16 protein-coding genes are annotated in these 15,733 nt (G+C 69.6%); 14 read left to right on the top strand and 2 right to left on the bottom strand.

Annotated elements, in window-relative coordinates; all coding sequences use genetic code 11:
* The first annotated feature begins 50 nt into the window (after positions 1-50).
* From paaA to panD, 8 genes are all read left to right on the top strand, one after another.
* Positions 51-1,055 carry a 1,2-phenylacetyl-CoA epoxidase subunit PaaA gene (paaA, locus tag AB0H43_RS00080; protein WP_359994049.1) on the top strand — a complete coding sequence of 335 codons (1,005 nt, stop codon included), beginning with the start codon at positions 51-53 and terminating at the stop codon, positions 1,053-1,055.
* Positions 1,052-1,324, top strand: a complete 273-nt coding sequence (gene paaB / locus AB0H43_RS00075) for a 1,2-phenylacetyl-CoA epoxidase subunit PaaB (RefSeq protein ID WP_359994046.1) — start codon at positions 1,052-1,054, stop codon at positions 1,322-1,324. The genes paaA and paaB overlap by 4 nt, the downstream gene beginning before the upstream one ends.
* Positions 1,321-2,007, top strand: coding sequence for a 1,2-phenylacetyl-CoA epoxidase subunit PaaC (gene paaC, locus AB0H43_RS00070; RefSeq protein WP_359994043.1), 687 nt, complete (start codon positions 1,321-1,323; stop codon positions 2,005-2,007). The genes paaB and paaC overlap by 4 nt, the downstream gene beginning before the upstream one ends.
* On the top strand, positions 2,001-2,462 hold the full coding sequence (paaD, locus tag AB0H43_RS00065; protein ID WP_359994040.1) for a 1,2-phenylacetyl-CoA epoxidase subunit PaaD: 462 nt from the start codon (positions 2,001-2,003) through the stop codon (positions 2,460-2,462). Before paaC ends, paaD begins: the two co-directional genes overlap by 7 nt.
* Positions 2,463-3,485: a 2Fe-2S iron-sulfur cluster-binding protein gene (locus AB0H43_RS00060; protein WP_359994037.1), complete on the top strand. Its 1,023-nt coding sequence runs from the start codon at positions 2,463-2,465 to the stop codon at positions 3,483-3,485.
* Between the two features lie 258 nt (positions 3,486-3,743).
* Complete coding sequence (locus tag AB0H43_RS00055; RefSeq protein ID WP_359994034.1) at positions 3,744-4,646, top strand: Rossmann-like and DUF2520 domain-containing protein; 903 nt, start codon at positions 3,744-3,746, stop codon at positions 4,644-4,646.
* A gap of 70 nt (positions 4,647-4,716) precedes the next feature.
* Complete coding sequence (gene panC, locus AB0H43_RS00050; RefSeq protein WP_359994031.1) at positions 4,717-5,544, top strand: pantoate--beta-alanine ligase; 828 nt, start codon at positions 4,717-4,719, stop codon at positions 5,542-5,544.
* Entirely contained in the window at positions 5,541-5,954 is a 414-nt protein-coding gene (gene panD / locus AB0H43_RS00045; RefSeq protein ID WP_359994028.1) for an aspartate 1-decarboxylase, read from the top strand. Before panC ends, panD begins: the two co-directional genes overlap by 4 nt.
* Positions 5,955-6,077: 123 nt before the next feature.
* Here panD and AB0H43_RS00040 read toward each other — a convergent pair whose 3' ends face one another.
* Both AB0H43_RS00040 and AB0H43_RS00035 read right to left on the bottom strand, forming a co-directional pair.
* Positions 6,078-6,680 (bottom strand): TetR family transcriptional regulator, encoded by a 603-nt coding sequence (locus AB0H43_RS00040; RefSeq protein WP_359994025.1) that lies wholly within the window; start codon positions 6,678-6,680, stop codon positions 6,078-6,080.
* The gene (locus AB0H43_RS00035; protein WP_359994023.1) at positions 6,661-8,169 is read right to left on the bottom strand and encodes an MFS transporter; all 1,509 of its coding nucleotides are present in this window, start codon (positions 8,167-8,169) and stop codon (positions 6,661-6,663) included. The genes AB0H43_RS00040 and AB0H43_RS00035 overlap by 20 nt, the downstream gene beginning before the upstream one ends.
* Before the next feature lie 119 nt (positions 8,170-8,288).
* On the opposite strand from AB0H43_RS00035, the gene AB0H43_RS00030 reads away from it, so the two are divergent.
* From AB0H43_RS00030 to AB0H43_RS00005, 6 genes are all read left to right on the top strand, one after another.
* Entirely contained in the window at positions 8,289-9,152 is an 864-nt protein-coding gene (locus AB0H43_RS00030; protein ID WP_359994020.1) for a septum formation family protein, read from the top strand.
* A gap of 61 nt (positions 9,153-9,213) precedes the next feature.
* Positions 9,214-10,872 carry an L-aspartate oxidase gene (locus AB0H43_RS00025; protein WP_359994017.1) on the top strand — a complete coding sequence of 553 codons (1,659 nt, stop codon included), beginning with the start codon at positions 9,214-9,216 and terminating at the stop codon, positions 10,870-10,872.
* A complete protein-coding gene (nadC, locus tag AB0H43_RS00020; RefSeq protein WP_359994014.1) occupies positions 10,869-11,777 on the top strand; it encodes a carboxylating nicotinate-nucleotide diphosphorylase in 909 nt (302 codons plus the stop codon). Before AB0H43_RS00025 ends, nadC begins: the two co-directional genes overlap by 4 nt.
* A 2-nt stretch (positions 11,778-11,779) precedes the next feature.
* Positions 11,780-12,538, top strand: coding sequence for a type III pantothenate kinase (locus tag AB0H43_RS00015; RefSeq protein ID WP_359994011.1), 759 nt, complete (start codon positions 11,780-11,782; stop codon positions 12,536-12,538).
* 613 nt (positions 12,539-13,151) lie between these two features.
* Positions 13,152-13,505 (top strand): Lsr2 family protein, encoded by a 354-nt coding sequence (locus tag AB0H43_RS00010; RefSeq protein ID WP_359994008.1) that lies wholly within the window; start codon positions 13,152-13,154, stop codon positions 13,503-13,505.
* 294 nt (positions 13,506-13,799) lie between these two features.
* Positions 13,800-15,733 (top strand): ATP-dependent Clp protease ATP-binding subunit (locus AB0H43_RS00005; RefSeq protein WP_359994005.1); only part of this gene is annotated, 1,934 nt, incomplete at its 3' end.

Raw genomic sequence — 15,733 nt, 5'->3', positions numbered from 1 at the left:
AGGTGTGACAGAGCTTGCCCGAAACCGGCGAGAGCTGTAACACTGGACGGATGGGTGAGGGACTGCTGGACCAGGTCGCGGAGGCCGAGGCCGAGCTGCTCGCGGCGGGCGATCGGCGGCTCGCTCGCGGCGATGACGTGCGGGCATGGTTCGATGCCGTGATCGAGGCCGACCAGAAGGTCGAGCCCCGCGACTGGATGCCCGACGACTACCGCAAGGGACTCGTCCGGCAGATCGCGCAGCACGCGCACTCCGAGATCATCGGGATGCAGCCCGAGGGCAACTGGATCAGCCGGGCGCCGACGTTGAAACGCAAGGCGATCCTGCTCGCGAAGGTGCAGGACGAGGCCGGGCACGGGCTCTACCTGTACGCGGCGGCGGAGACCCTCGGCGTCACCCGCGAGGAACTCGTCGACGCCCTCATCGAAGGCCGTCAGAAGTACAGCTCGATCTTCAACTATCCGACGTTGACCTGGGCCGACGTGGGCGCGATCGGCTGGCTCGTGGACGGCGCGGCGATCGTCAACCAGGTGCCGCTGTGCCGGTGCTCCTACGGGCCCTACGCCCGCGCGATGATCCGCATCTGCAAGGAGGAATCCTTCCACCAGCGGCAGGGCTATGAGATCCTGCACACTCTCAGCCACGGCACCCCTGAGCAGAAGGCGATGGCGCAGGACTCGGTGGACCGCTGGTGGTATCCGTCGCTGGCGATGTTCGGCCCGCCGGACACCGAGTCGACGCACAGTGCCAAGTCGATGGGCTGGAAGATCAAGCGCCACTCCAACGACGAGCTGCGGCAGCGGTTCGTCGACATGTGCGTACCGCAGGCGGAGGTGCTCGGGTTGACGCTCCCGGACCCGGAGCTGCGCTGGAACGACGAACGCGGGCACCACGACTTCACCGAGCCCGACTACGCCGAGCTCATGCGGGTGGTCGCCGGAGACGGCCCGTGCAACGCCGAACGGATGGCCCACCGTCGCCGGGCCCACGACGAGGGCGCCTGGGTCCGCGAGGCGGCCGCCGCATACGCCCGGAAGAGAGAAGGGGACCGATGACCCTCTGGGAGGTCTTCATCCGCCCCCGGCGAGGGTTGTCGCACACCCACGCCGGCAGCGTGCACGCCGAGGACGCGGAGACCGCGCTGCGCAACGCGCGCGACGTCTACACCCGCCGTCAGGAGGGCGTGTCCATCTGGGTCGTCCGGGCGTCCGACATCGCGGCGAGCAGCCCGGAGGAGAAGGACCCGTTCTTCGCCCCGGCCGCCGACAAGATCTACCGCTATCCCACGTTCTACGAGGTCCCCGAGGGAGCGCCGCACCTGTGACCGCCGTGGTGCACGATCCGATCACGCTGGGCGACGACGCGTTGCTCGCGGCGCAGCGGCTCGCCGAGTGGGCCTCGCGCGCGCCCACCATGGAAGAAGACGTCGCGCTGGCCAACATCGCCCTCGACCAGCTCGGGGCGGCCCGGCTGTTCCTGTCGCTCGCCGGCGACGAGGACGAGCTGGCGTACCGGCGCGACGATCGGGAGTTCCGCAACTGCCTGCTCGTCGAGCTGCCCAACGGGCCGGCCAGGGGCGACCTCGACTTCGGCTGGACCATCGCCAAGCTGCTGTTCCTGTCGGCGGCGCAAAGCCAGACCTATGCCGGGCTGGCGGCCGAAGGCGGGCCACTGGGCGAGATCGCCGCGAAGACGGTCAAGGAGTCCGCCTACCACTTCGACCACGCGAGTCTGTGGACGCGGCGGCTCGGTGACGGAACCCCGGAGTCCCATCGCCGGATGACCGACGCCGTCCAGCGGCTTTGGGCGTACACCTTCGATCTGACCCAGGATCGCGCGGCCTGGCTGGCCGTGATCGAGCCGGTGCTCGCGGAGGCCGGGCTCGACCGGCCCGCGGACCGCGAGCCCAAGATCGGCGGCCGCTCGGGGCAGCACACCGAGCACCTGAGCTACCTGCTGGCCGAGATGCAGGTCCTGCATCGCGCACATCCCGGCGCGCGATGGTAGACGTCCAGGCCGTCGCGGGCGCGGTCCTCGACCCCGAGCTGCGCGTGGTCACCATCGCCGAGCTGGGCATCTTGCGGTCCGCGCGGGTCCTGCCCGATCAAACGGTACGCGTGGAGATCACCCCGACGTACGCCGGTTGCCCGGCGATGGACGCCATCCGGGAGGACATCCGCAGCGCTCTGACCAGCGCAGGCCACCCGGAGGTGGAGGTCGTGACGGTGCTGAGCCCGCCCTGGAGCACCGACATGATCACGCCGTCGGGCCGGGACGCGCTCGCTCGCGCGGGCATCGCGCCGCCGACCGCCGGGCCGGTGGCGCTGACCCTGTCGCCAGTGTGCCCGCGGTGTGGTTCCGGGCGGACCGAGGAGATCAGCCGATTCGGGCCGACGGCCTGCCAGTCGATCTGGCGATGCACGTCGTGTCTGGAGCCGTTCGACCATGTGAGGCGGTTTTAGGTGAGATTCGAGACGCTGACCGTCGGCGCCGTCGAACCGGCCAGCGCGGACGGGGTGGTCATCACCTTCGCCGTCCCGGCGGACCTGCGGGCGGCCTTCGCGTTCCAGGCCGGGCAGCACGTGACGCTGGACGAGAAGCTGCGGCGGTCCTACTCGATCTGCTCGACCCCGGCTCAGCTGGTTTCGCGGGGCTCGCTGTCGGTCGGCGTACGCCTGCTGCCCGACGGCGAGTTCTCGGCGATCGCTGCGTCCCTGGCCCCGGGCAGCGAGGTGGCGGTGTCGTCGCCGTTGGGCCGGTTCACCAGCCCGTTCGAGGCGGCTCGGCAGCGGCGTTACGGAGCGATCGTCGGCGGCTCCGGGATCACCCCCGTGCTGTCACTGGTGGGCACCGCGCTCGCCCTCGAACCACACAGCACCTTCGCGGTGATCTGCGCGAACCGCACCTCGGCCAGCGCCTTCGCCGTCGACGAGCTGGCCGACCTCAAGGACCGCTACCCGGATCGGCTGCAAGTCCTGCACGTGTTGTCCCGCGAACCGGGCGCGCCGCTGCACGGCCGGCTCACCTCCGAGCTGGTGAGCGAACTGCTCCCGGTCGTCGGCCCGGTCGACGAGTGGTTCCTGTGCGGGCCGCTGGGCCTGGTCGAGAGCGCCCGGTCGGTGGTGGCCGCGACCGGGGCGCAAGTGCACGTGGAGCTGTTCCACGTCGGACCGGTGCCGGCCCCGCCGCCGTCTTCGTCCTCGGCGGGGGACGTGCACGTGGAGATCCGGCTGGACGGGCGGGCCACGTCGTTCACCATGGGCAGCGGCGAACGCGTCCTCGACGCGGCCCTCCGCCACCGCTCCGAACTCCCGTACGCCTGCCGCGGCGGAGTCTGCTCGACCTGCCGTGCCCGGGTGGTCTCCGGGACCGTCGAGATGGCGGCGAACTGGGCGCTGGATCCCGCCGAAACGGCGGCCGGATACGTGCTGACCTGCCAGTCGCATCCGACCTCGGAGCAGCTCGTCGTCGACTACGACGCCTGACCGCCTGCAGCCGCTTCATCCCTGCGGATCACGGCTTATGCGTGCCTCCTGGGCCGCTGAAGCATGCGTAACCCTGATCCGCAGGGAAACGGCGATCAGGTGGTCTCGATCTCAACCGGGATACGAGTACGGCATATCGGGCGTTTCAATCGGTGTAGCACCCGGCCGTGAAAGTGTTCACAAGCTCTTGTCCAGCATCCGGGACGAGCGGTGATACTGGTGACGACCGGTACCCCACCTTCGAGGACTGGATCGTCTATGAGCGCACAGTCGCGCAGTTTGACCGTCGGCGTCATCGGCGCCGGGCGGGTCGGCGCCATCCTGGGCGCGGCGCTGGCCGCCGCAGGTCACCACGTGGTGGCCGCCTCGGGCGTATCCGCCGCCGCCAAGCACCGGATCGCCACCCTCCTCCCGCAGGCTCGCAACCTCCCGGCCGATCAGGTCGCGCGCGAGGCTCATGACCTGCTCATCATCGCCGTACCGGACGACGCGCTGGCCGCGGTGGTGGCTGGGCTCGCCGGAATCGGCGCGCTGCACCCCGGGCAGGTCGTGGTCCACACCTCCGGCGCGCACGGGCTGGGCGTACTGGAGCCGGCGCGAGCCGTCGGCGCCCGGCCACTCGCCCTGCACCCCGCGATGACCTTCACCGGTACGGCCGCCGACCTGGCAAGGCTCGAAGACGGCGTCTCCTTCGGCGTGACCGCTCCGCCGGAGCTGGCCGTCATCGCCCATGACCTCGTCGACGACCTGCAGGGTCAGCTCGAATGGATCGACGAGCAGGATCGTCCGCTCTACCACGCCGCCCTCGCGCACGGGGCCAACCACCTCGTGACGCTCGTCAACGAGGCGGCCGACCGGCTGCGGGACGCGGGCGTGACCCACCCGGAGAAGGTGCTCGGCCCGTTGCTGCGCGCTGCCCTGGAGAACGCCCTGGCCAGCGGGGATGCCGCCCTGACCGGCCCGGTTTCGCGGGGCGACGCGGGGACGGTCGCCAAGCACGTCGCCGCGATGGGCACCGTCGCACCCGACTCGGTTCCCGCGTACCTCGCGCTGGCTCGGCGTACCGCCGACCGGGCGATCGCCGTCGGGCGGCTGCGCCCGACCGATGCCGAACCGCTGCTCGGCGTACTGGCCGGGAAGCCTGAGACGGTGCATTCATGAGCGGCCTTCGGCCGGTCATCGGCCAGCACGGTTGTCGTCATGCGAGCGCCGGCCGTAGGTCGGTGATCGCATGACCGATGTGGTGACCACGCGGGCGGAGCTGAAGGCCGCGCGCGGGCGAGCTGGCGGCCGGGTCGCGGTCGTGATGACCATGGGCGCCCTCCACGACGGGCACGCCGCCCTACTGCGGGAGGCCCGTAAGCAGGCGGATTTCGTCATCGCGACGATCTTCGTCAACCCGCTCCAGTTCGGCCCGAACGAGGATTTCCAGCGCTATCCCCGGACGCTGGACGCCGACCTGGAGATCTGCCGAGCCGAGGGCGTCGACCTGGTCTTCGCCCCGACGCCCGACGTCATGTACCCCGACGGCGATCCCGCGATCCTGATCGATCCCGGCCCGCTCGGCACCGAGCTCGAAGGCGCGGTACGCCCCGGCCACTTCGCCGGTGTCCTGACGGTCGTCTGCAAGCTCCTGCACCTGACGGCGGCGGACGCCGCGTTCTTCGGGGAGAAGGACTACCAGCAGCTCACCTTGATTAAGGCGATGGCCCGGACGCTGGACCTCGACGTCGAGATCATCGGGGTGCCGACCGTACGCGAGCCGGACGGCCTGGCGCTGTCCAGCCGGAACCGTTACCTCTCCGCCGACGAACGGACGCTGGCCCTGGCGCTGTCCCGGGCGCTGCGGGCCGGGGCTCAGGCCGCGCTCTCCGGTGCGGACGTGCTCGCCGCCGCGGGAGCAGAGCTGACGGCGGTGGACGCCGACTACCTGGAACTGCGAGCCCCCGATCTCGGCCCGGCTCCGCGGACCGGCGAGGCGCGGCTGCTTGTGGCGGCCCGCGTAGGGACCACTCGCCTGATCGACAACACGCACATCCACCTGGGGAGCGACCGATGATCCGCACGATGCTCAAATCCAAGATCCACCGGGCGACGGTGACTCAGGCCGACCTCCACTACGTCGGCTCGGTCACGGTCGACTCCGAGCTGATGGCCGCGGCCGACCTCCTGCCGGGGGAGAAGGTCGCCATCGTCGACGTCACCAACGGTGCCCGGCTCGAGACGTACGTGATCGAGGGGGCGCCCGGCTCCGGCGTGATCGGCATCAACGGCGCGGCGGCGCATCTCGTCCACCCCGGCGACCTGGTCATCATGATCGCGTACGCGCAGATGGACGACGCCGAGGCGCGGGCGTATCAGCCCCGGGTGGTCCACGTCGACGCGGACAACAAGATCATCGAGCTGGGGGCGGACCCGGCTGAAGCCGTCCCCGGGATGGTCGGCGACCTGGTCAGCGGCCGCGCCTGACGCTCCCCTCGCGGGCGGCGTGCGTGATCATTGCGTCAGCCATGCTGTTTCAGCGGACAATTCGCCGCGTGAAACGACGTGGCTGGCGCAATGATCACTTCGCCGCGGGAACGGCGTGGCTGGTCACAGGCCGGCTTCGAGGTAGGACAAGGCCTCGTCGACGAGTTCGGCGAGGTCCTTCGCCGGATCGGCGATCCAGGTCTCGAAGACGGCGAGGATCGCCCCCATCATCGCGCCGGTCGTCGCGCGTACGCGTGGATGCTCGGCGGGCAGCCCCAGGTGCCGGCCGATGAGGTCGTCGAACAGGTGCTGCGTGTTGAGCCAGTTGTCCCAGACTCGCGCCTTGACCTGCGGCGTCGAGTACATGAGCGTGGTGCGTTCCCGGATGGCGTCGATCTCCTGCTGCGGCAGGCCGCTGAAGGTGCTCCGGATGACCTCCCGGATACGCCGGATCGGGGTGCCGGTCGGGGGCAGTTCATGCCACCGCTCGACGAACATCGGGTCGTACTCGTCCTGGATGATCACGTCTTCCTTGGTCGGGAAGTACCGGAAGAAGGTGGCCGGCGAGACTTCGGCGGCGGCCGCGATCTGATCCACGGTGGTGGCGTCGTAGCCCTGTTCGCGGATCAGTCGCATGGCGGCCTCCTGCAGCGCCTTGCGCGTCTTCGCCTTCTTCCGTTCGCGGAGACTCGGCGATGTGGGCGAGTCAGACCTCGAGTCGGGCATGTGCTGATTCTGCGACAGGGTCGGCGCTCGCGGTGGATCGCCCGGGGAGGAAGACCGCCGAGAGCACTGCTCCGAGCAGGACGACCGCCCCGCTGACGGCGAGCACCGCGTCCATCCCGGCCACGAAGGCCGGCACCGGGTCGAGGGTCGGGACGCGTACCGCCGCCAGCACGGACTCGGTCGCGGCGGAGGCGATCTCCGCGGGCAGCCGCGTGGTGTCCAGCCGCGCCGTGTAGACCGCCGAGAGCAGGCTGCCCAGGGCGGCCACCCCGAGCGCCCCGCCCACCTGCCGCATCGCCTGGACCGCGCCCGAGCCGACCCCGCTCTTGCCTTCGGGCAGGCTGGCCAGCACGGCGTCCATCGCCGAGGGCATGCACAGGCCGAGGCCGAAGCCGAGCGCGGTCAGCCAGGTGGCGGTCCAGGCGTACCCGTCGTCGTGGCTGGTCAGGGCGCCGAGACCGAGCGCGACGGCCGACACCGCGAGGCCCGCCGACACCACCACCCGCGCGCCGAGCCGGGCCGCCACCCGGGTCCCGATCCGCGCCGCCACGATCAGGCCCGCGATCATCGGCAGCAACCGCACGCCCACGCCCAGGGCGTCATAGCTCATCGCGGCGGCGAGATACTGCGGCAGGACGAACAGCACGCCCATCATCGCGAAGCTCGCGGCCGTCGCGGCCAATGAACCCCACAGGAAGTCGCGGTTCGCGAACAGCTTGCGGTCGATCAAGGGGTACGCCGAACGCCCGAGCCGGATCCAGAAGAGCCCGAGGACCACCACGCCGGCGGCGATCCACGGGAGCGCCCGCGTCCACCCGTCGACGGGGGCGAGGATGACGCCGTAGACGAAGGCGCCGAGGCCGGCCACCGAGAGCACCGCTCCGATCAGGTCGACCCGCTGCGCCTGGGGGTCCCGGGACTCCGGGAGGAGGACGATCGCCGCGATCACGGCCAGCGCCACGATGGGCAGATTGATCAGGAAGATCGATCCCCAGTGGAAGTGATCGAGGAGGTAGCCGCCGAGCACCGGGCCGATCGGCACCCCGAGGGCCACGGCGATGGACCAGGTGGCGATGGCCCGGGGCTGTTCGGCTCGGTCGAAGACGACCGGCAGCACCGACATGGTCAACGGCATGATCAGCGCCGCCCCGAGGCCCATGACCGCCCGCGCCACGACGAGCTGGGGCACGGCGTCGGCGTACGCGGCGACGGCGGAGGCCGCCCCGAACAGCAGCAGCCCGGCGACGAGCCACCGTTTGCGGCCGAGCCGATCGCCGAGCAGACCGGCCGGGAGCAGCGCCACCGCGAACACCACGATGTAGGAGTCGACGATCCACTGCAGGTCGTCGGTTCCGGCGTCGAGGTCGCCGGCCAGCGTCGGCAGCGCCACGTTGAGCACCGTCCCGTCCAGGCCGATGACCAGGACGGACAACGCCAGGACCGCCAGAATCCACCAGCGCGAGCGGCGTACTGAAGTGAGGGTAGCCATGTTTTGAGAGTAACTCTCAAAAGCGAGCAACTGTCAAGTCAACACGAACGGCGATCATGTCGTAAGCTCCGCTCTCCGACCTTGACGTCGGCATACATGGGGACTTGGGGAGTGACGAGATGCGTCGCTGGATCGCGACCGTGGCGCTGGCGGGCGCCGCTGTCTTGGGGCTGACCGGATGCGGCCTGCCGGACGGTGTCGACGGGAACCTGACCGACCAGTGGTCGGCGTTGCCTGCCCCGGAGGGCTTCACGCCCGAGGCGGGCACTTGTCACCTGGCGTACGCCACCACGGCGTACCGGCGCAGTTACTTCCCGATGAAGTGCGACGTCGCGCATATGACGGAGACCGTCTACGTCGGCACGACCGACGTCCTCAGCGCCCCGCCGAAGGCCGGGACGGCCGACTACGTCAAGCTGCTCCAGACTTGCGAGACCAAGGTCAACGAGTTCGTCGGCGGAGACTGGCACGACGGCCTGCTGTGGTTCGGATTGACCCTTCCGGGCGTCGAGGCCTGGGCCGGCGGTGCGCACTGGTACCGCTGCGAACTGGTGACGCTGGACCAGATCTTCGGCGAAGAGGGCCAGCACACCGGCTCGCTGAAGGGCGAGCTGACCAAGCCGGGCTCGCCGATCCGCCTCGGCTGCTTCAGCTACGCCAGCGGCCGGAGCATCGCTCCCGTCGCCTGCACGAAGAAGCACAACGCGGAGTACGTGGGCACGGTCCCCGTGGCGAGCTACGCGGCCGCCAAGGACCGCACAAAGATGATCAAGGCCTGCCACCAGCGGATCGCCGCGTACGTCGGGATGAAGTACAGCAGCGACATGAAGTACCGCACCGGCGTGTTCTGGGACTCCCTGACGCAGACGGAGTTCGCCAACGGTGACCACCGGGTGCGCTGCTACGCCTGGTTCTCGCCGGACACGAAGACGAAGTCGATCAAGGGCGCCGGAGCCAAGGCCCTCCCCATTCACTACGCGTGACGTCAGTGACCGCGCTTACGTTTCCGTAGTGCAAACGCCCGGGGAACGGTTGACTGTCCTTATGCCAGACACCGTTGGGTCAGCGCGGGCGTGGCTGCCCACGAGGTTGCCCGCTCCCGAGCCCGGTTGGGCCGAGTCGACCGACGTCGTCGTGATCGGATCGGGCGTCGCCGGGCTCACCACCGCCCTGCACCTGCGGGAGGCCGGGCTGCACGTCACGGTCGTCACCAAGGTCAACATCGACGACGGGTCGACCCGCTGGGCCCAGGGCGGGATCGCGGCGGTGCTCGACCCGTTCGACACCCCGGCCGCCCACGCCGAGGACACCATGGTCGCCGGGGTGGGCCTGTGCGATCGAGCCGCCGTCGACGTGCTGGTCAGCGAAGGCCCCGACCGCGTACGCGAGTTGATCCGCTGGGGTACGCAGTTCGACCGCAATCCGGACGGCTCGCTGATGCTGACCCGCGAAGGCGGCCACCACGCGAATCGCATCGTCCACGCGGGCGGCGACGCCACCGGCGCGGAGGTCCAGCGGGCGCTGCACACGGCGGTGCACCGCGATCCGTGGATCCGCCTCGTGGAGCACGCGCTCGTGCTCGACCTCCTGCGTGACGCGAGCGGCCGGGCCTGCGGCATCACGCTGCACGTGCTCGGCGAGGGCCGGCCCGACGGCGTGGGCGCGATCCATGCGCGCGCGGTCGTCCTGGCCACCGGCGGCATGGGCCAGATCTTCGCCGCCACGACCAATCCGATCGTGTCCACCGGAGACGGTGTCGCGCTCGCGCTGCGAGCCGGGGCGACCGTGACCGACCTTGAGTTCGTCCAGTTCCACCCGACCGCGCTCTACCTGCGCAGCAGCGGTTCGGCCCAGCAGCCGCTGGTCTCCGAGGCGCTGCGCGGCGAGGGGGCGTACCTGGTCGACGGGGACGGCAAGCGTTTCATGGTCGGCCAGCACGACCTGGCCGAACTGGCGCCCCGCGACATCGTCGCCAAGGGCATCCATCGGCAGTTGCTCGCCAGCGGGGCGGAGCACGTCTACCTCGACGCCCGGCACGTCGAGCGGGTGACCGAGCGGTTCCCGACGATCACGGCGTACTGCCGCGCGGCGGGCATCGACCCCGCACAGGACCTGATCCCGGTCGCGCCGGCCGCCCACTACGCCAGCGGCGGGGTCCGCACCGACCTGCACGGGCGCACCTCCATCCCGGGCCTGTACGCCTGCGGCGAGGTCGCCTGCACCGGTGTGCACGGCGCGAACCGGCTCGCCTCGAACTCGCTGCTGGAAGGACTGGTCTTCAGTCGCCGGATCGCCGCCGACATCGCCGCCGAGAAGCCCGGCTTCGCCGACCCGGTCGACGCGTACGAGGTTCCCGGCGGCGAACCGCCGTCCCCCGAGGGCGAGGCGACCTGGCGAGCCAACCTCCAGACCGCCATGAGCCGGGGCGCCGGCGTCCTGCGTACGGCGGCGGGGCTGGCCGAGACCCAGGCCGTGCTCGCCGAACTCGCCACCCGTACGCCGCGACGCGGCACCGACGGCTGGGAGCTGACCAACCTCCTCACCGTGGCGTCCGCCCTGGTCCGGGCGGCGTCGCTCCGGGAGGAGACGCGCGGCTGCCACTGGCGCGAAGATCACCCCCAGGCCGAGGAGAGCTGGCGGGGGCACCTCCTCGCCCGGCTCGCCGACGGCGGCGTCACCGACGAATGGGAGCCCATGGCATGAGAGAACAGACCGCGCGAGCGCTCCGCGCCGAGGGCATGGACCCCGGCGAGGTCCAGCGCATCGTCCAGACCGCGCTCCTGGAAGATCTCGGCCCGACCTGGACGGACGTCACCAGCTTCGCCACCATCCCGGCCGGGCAGACCGACGTCGGGGACATCGTCGCCCGGGCCTCCGGCGTGGTCGCCGGACTGCACGTGGCTGCGGCCGTCTTCGAAGAGGTCGAACTGCTGGTGATCGAGGATTCGGGCGGTGTGCGTACAAGCGTGGACTTGATCGCGCGAGACGGTGCGCGAGTGACCCGCGACGACGTGCTGGCCACGGTGAGCGGCCCCACCCGCGTGCTGTTGATGGCCGAGCGGACCGCGCTCAACCTGTTGTGCCGGATGTCCGGGGTGGCGACCCACACGCGGGCCTGGGCCGACGAGCTGACCGGGACCACCGCGACCGTGCTCGACACCCGCAAGACCACGCCGGGGCTGCGCGTGCTGGAGAAGTACGCGGTCCGCGCGGGCGGCGGCACGAACAAGCGCATGGGCCTCTACGACGTCGCGATGATCAAGGACAACCACAAGCTCGCGGCGGGCTCGATCACCGCTGCCTACCAGCGGGTACGCGAGACCTTCCCGGACGTGCCGGTGCAGGTGGAGGTCACGACGCTGGCCGAGGCCGTCGAGGCGGCCGACGCCGGAGCCGACTTCTTGCTGCTCGACAACATGGCGCCGGACCTGCTGCGACAGGTCGTCGCCGAGGTGGGCGAGCGGGTGGAGCTGGAGGCGACCGGCGGCCTGACGCTGGAGGTGGCCCGGAAGTACGCCGAAACCGGCGTCGACTACCTCAGCGTGGGTGGCCTGACCCACTCGTCCCCTATCGTGGACATCGCGTTGGATCTGCGACCCCGGGGCTGACCTTGCTGCTGTGTATCGACATCGGTAACACGAATACGGTGCTCGCCACCTTCGAGGGCGACAAGATCGTGCACTCCTGGCGGGTGAAGACCGACGCCCGCAACACCGCCGACGAACTCGGCCTGATGTTCCGCGGGCTGCTGGCCGGGGACAACGTCGAGATCACCGGGGTGGCCGCCTGCTCGACCGTCCCGGCGGCGCTGCGCTCGCTGCGGACGATGCTGTCGCGGTACTACGGCGGCATCCCGACCGTGATCGTCGAACCCGGCGTCAAGACCGGCGTTCAGCTGGCCATCGACAACCCCAAGGAAGTGGGCAGCGACCGGGTCGTCAACACGCTGGCCGCCCACACCCTCTTCGGCGGGCCGGCCATCGTCGTCGACTTCGGCACCTCGACCAACTTCGACGCGGTGAGCGAGCGCGGGGAATTCCTGGGCGGCGTCCTGGCCCCGGGGATCGAGATCTCGGTCGAGGCGCTGGCCGCCCGCGCGGCCCAGCTGCGCAAGGTGGAGCTGATCAAGCCGCCCAAGGTCATCGGGAAGAACACCGTCGACTGCCTCCAATCCGGGGTCGTCTACGGCTTCGCCGGCCAGGTGGACGGCATCGTCGAGCGGATGATCGGCGAACTCGGCCCGGTGACCGCCGTCATAGCTACCGGCGGACTGGCGCCGGTGGTGGTGGGCGAATGCCGCACGATCACCCATCACGAGCCGATGATCACGCTGATCGGCCTCCGCATGATCTTCGACCGCAACCTTTAGCCATTCCCTTCTCTGGGATTTTCTGCGCGATCATGAACCTATGGTCGTGCTCGACCGGCGTGTCGTGTCCCGGGCGCCCTGATCATTCCCCTGAGCAGGTGATCGGCCTCGCTCCGGGCGTACGCGCTCCCAAAGCCACGTCAATTGCTTGGCCTGGGCATTCGCCGTCGTGCGTACTGCCTTATTGGTTCCCCTTTCCCGAGGGGCGTCGCCGATGCTCGCCGACTGAAATTCACCGGGCCGAAGCGGCGATCGGCGCGGCGGTGGGCGTACGCGGCCGTCCGATTCGAATGAGCGGAACCGCGTCGGGTTCGGTGAATGGCGAGTGTCCAACCGTCGCCGAACGGCTTTCCGGCGCGCGATTGGGCGGGCCGCGTACGCCTGTGAGCGCTGGATCGGCAGCCAGGTCCGGGTTGACCAGGTCAGCGAACTACGAGCGAGCGGCTGAATACCAAGGGCGACGGCGATCGTCGAATCTTTCGATCCGGATCGCATTTCTCGCCGTACGCGAAAATCACGAAACGACAGCGGGCCTTGGCCGTATGCGACCTATTATCGCTATGCTGCTTCCAACGTACATTGGACACGGGAATCCCGGTGATGGAGGCAAGTAATGGCGAGGCAGCAGATCGTCGTCTACAAGGATGATCTGGACGGGACCGAAGAGGGCGTGCGTCCGGTGAAGTTCGGGCTGGACGGCGCGAACTACGAGATCGACCTCGGGCCCTCCAACTACGCGAAGCTGAAGGAGATCCTCGAGCCGTACATCGAGGCGGGGACGAAGGTCAGCGGACGCGCCCCGGCCGGGCGGGTGGCTCCGGCGCGCCGGGCGGCGGCAGCGGCCGAGCAGAAGGAGTTCAACGCTCGGGTGCGGGACTGGGCGGCCAAGAACGGCCACAAGGTCAAGCCGCGCGGGCGGGTTCCGGAGAAGATCATCGACGCGTACCACCAGGCGGGCGGCAAGTAGACCGCCTGGCGGGGCGGGCGACGCGCGGGAACTCACCTGCGAATTTCGCTGTCCGCGTACAAGGGTGCGGGCATGGAACACCGCAGTGTTGAGTGAGGTTGGCTCATACGTCGGTGGCAACGGCGGCCGGCGGGGGCAATACCCCTGTCCAGGCCGCTTTGTCATAGACGGAAAGTGACCAACCGGATACACAACGGTGACCGGACCGACGGCACGCGGACCCCAGCAGTGTCGGCGGTCAGCGATAGAGTGATGAGAAAGCCGCGAAGCGCGGTAAACGTGAGGAGCTCGGAGATGTTTGAGCGGTTCACCGACCGAGCGCGTCGGGTGGTGGTTCTGGCCCAGGAAGAGGCCAGGATGCTCAACCACAACTACATCGGAACCGAGCACATCCTGCTCGGCCTGATCCACGAGGGCGAGGGCGTCGCGGCGAAGGCGCTGGAGAGTCTCGGCATCTCGCTGGAGGGTGTCCGCCAGCAGGTGGAGGAGATCATCGGTCAGGGCCAGCAGGCCCCGAGCGGCCACATCCCCTTCACCCCCCGCGCCAAGAAGGTGCTGGAGCTGAGCCTGCGGGAGGCGCTGCAGCTCGGCCACAACTACATCGGCACGGAGCACATCCTGCTCGGGCTGATCCGCGAGGGTGAGGGCGTCGCCGCCCAGGTCCTCGTCAAGCTCGGCGCCGACCTCAACCGGGTCCGGCAGCAGGTCATCCAGCTGCTCTCGGGCTACCAGGGCAAGGAGCCGGCGGCGGCCGGAACCAGTGCGACGGGCGAGACCGCGCCGTCGACGAGCCTGGTGCTCGACCAGTTCGGTCGCAACCTGACCCAGTCGGCGCGGGAGGGCAAGCTCGACCCCGTGATCGGCCGGGAGAAGGAGATCGAGCGGGTCATGCAGGTGCTGTCCCGCCGGACGAAGAACAACCCGGTGCTGATCGGTGAGCCGGGCGTCGGCAAGACGACCGTGGTCGAGGGCCTGGCGCAGAAGATCGTCAAGGGCGAGGTGCCGGAGACGCTCAAGGACAAGCAGCTCTACACGCTGGACCTGGGTGCTCTGGTCGCCGGTTCCCGCTACCGCGGTGACTTCGAGGAGCGCCTGAAGAAGGTCCTCAAGGAGATCCGCACGCGCGGCGACATCATCCTGTTCATCGACGAGATCCACACTCTGGTCGGGGCGGGCGCAGCCGAGGGCGCGATCGACGCGGCGAGCATCCTCAAGCCGATGCTGGCCCGTGGCGAGCTGCAGACCATCGGCGCGACCACGCTGGACGAGTACCGCAAGCACCTGGAGAAGGACGCGGCGCTGGAGCGGCGCTTCCAGCCGATCCAGGTCGGCGAGCCCTCGGTGGCCCACACCATCGAGATGCTGAAGGGTCTACGGGATCGTTACGAGGCGCACCACCGGGTGACGATCACGGATGCGGCGCTGGTGGCGGCGGCGAATCTGGCTGACCGGTACATCTCTGATCGGTATCTGCCGGACAAGGCGATCGACCTGATCGACGAGGCCGGGGCGCGGATGCGGATCCGCCGGATGACTGCTCCGCCGGACCTGCGTGACTTCGATGAGAAGATCGCTCAGGTGCGCCGGGACAAGGAGTCCGCGATCGACGCGCAGGACTTCGAGCGGGCCGCGCAGCTGCGGGACAAGGAGAAGCAGCTGCTGCAGCAGAAGGCGCAGCGGGAGAAGGAGTGGAAGGCCGGCGATCTCGACGTCGTGAGCGAGGTCGACGACGAGCAGATCGCTGAGGTGCTGGCGAACTGGACCGGTATTCCGGTGTACAAGCTGACCGAGGAGGAGACCTCGCGGCTGCTGCGGATGGAAGACGAGCTGCACAAGCGGGTCGTCGGCCAGATCGACGCGGTCAAGGCGGTGTCCAAGGCGATCCGGCGTACGCGGGCGGGGTTGAAGGACCCGAAGCGTCCGTCCGGATCGTTCATCTTCGCCGGCCCGTCGGGTATCGGTAAGACCGAGCTGAGCAAGGCCCTGGCCGAGTTCCTGTTCGGGTCCGAGGATGCGTTGATCCAGCTGGACATGTCGGAGTTCCATGATCGGTACACGGTGTCGCGTCTGGTCGGTGCCCCGCCTGGATACGTCGGTTACGACGAGGGTGGTCAGCTGACGGAGAAGGTGCGCCGGCGGCCGTTCTCGGTGGTGCTGTTCGACGAGATCGAGAAGGCGCATCCGGATGTGTTCAACACGTTGCTGCAGATCCTGGAGGACGGTCGGCT

The sequence above is a fragment of the Hamadaea sp. NPDC050747 genome, from assembly GCF_040654195.1.
Taxonomy (GTDB): Bacteria; Actinomycetota; Actinomycetes; order Mycobacteriales; family Micromonosporaceae; genus Hamadaea.
The sequence above is the reverse complement of the archived record's forward strand: the minus strand, read 5'-3'. Positions and strand labels throughout refer to the sequence as shown.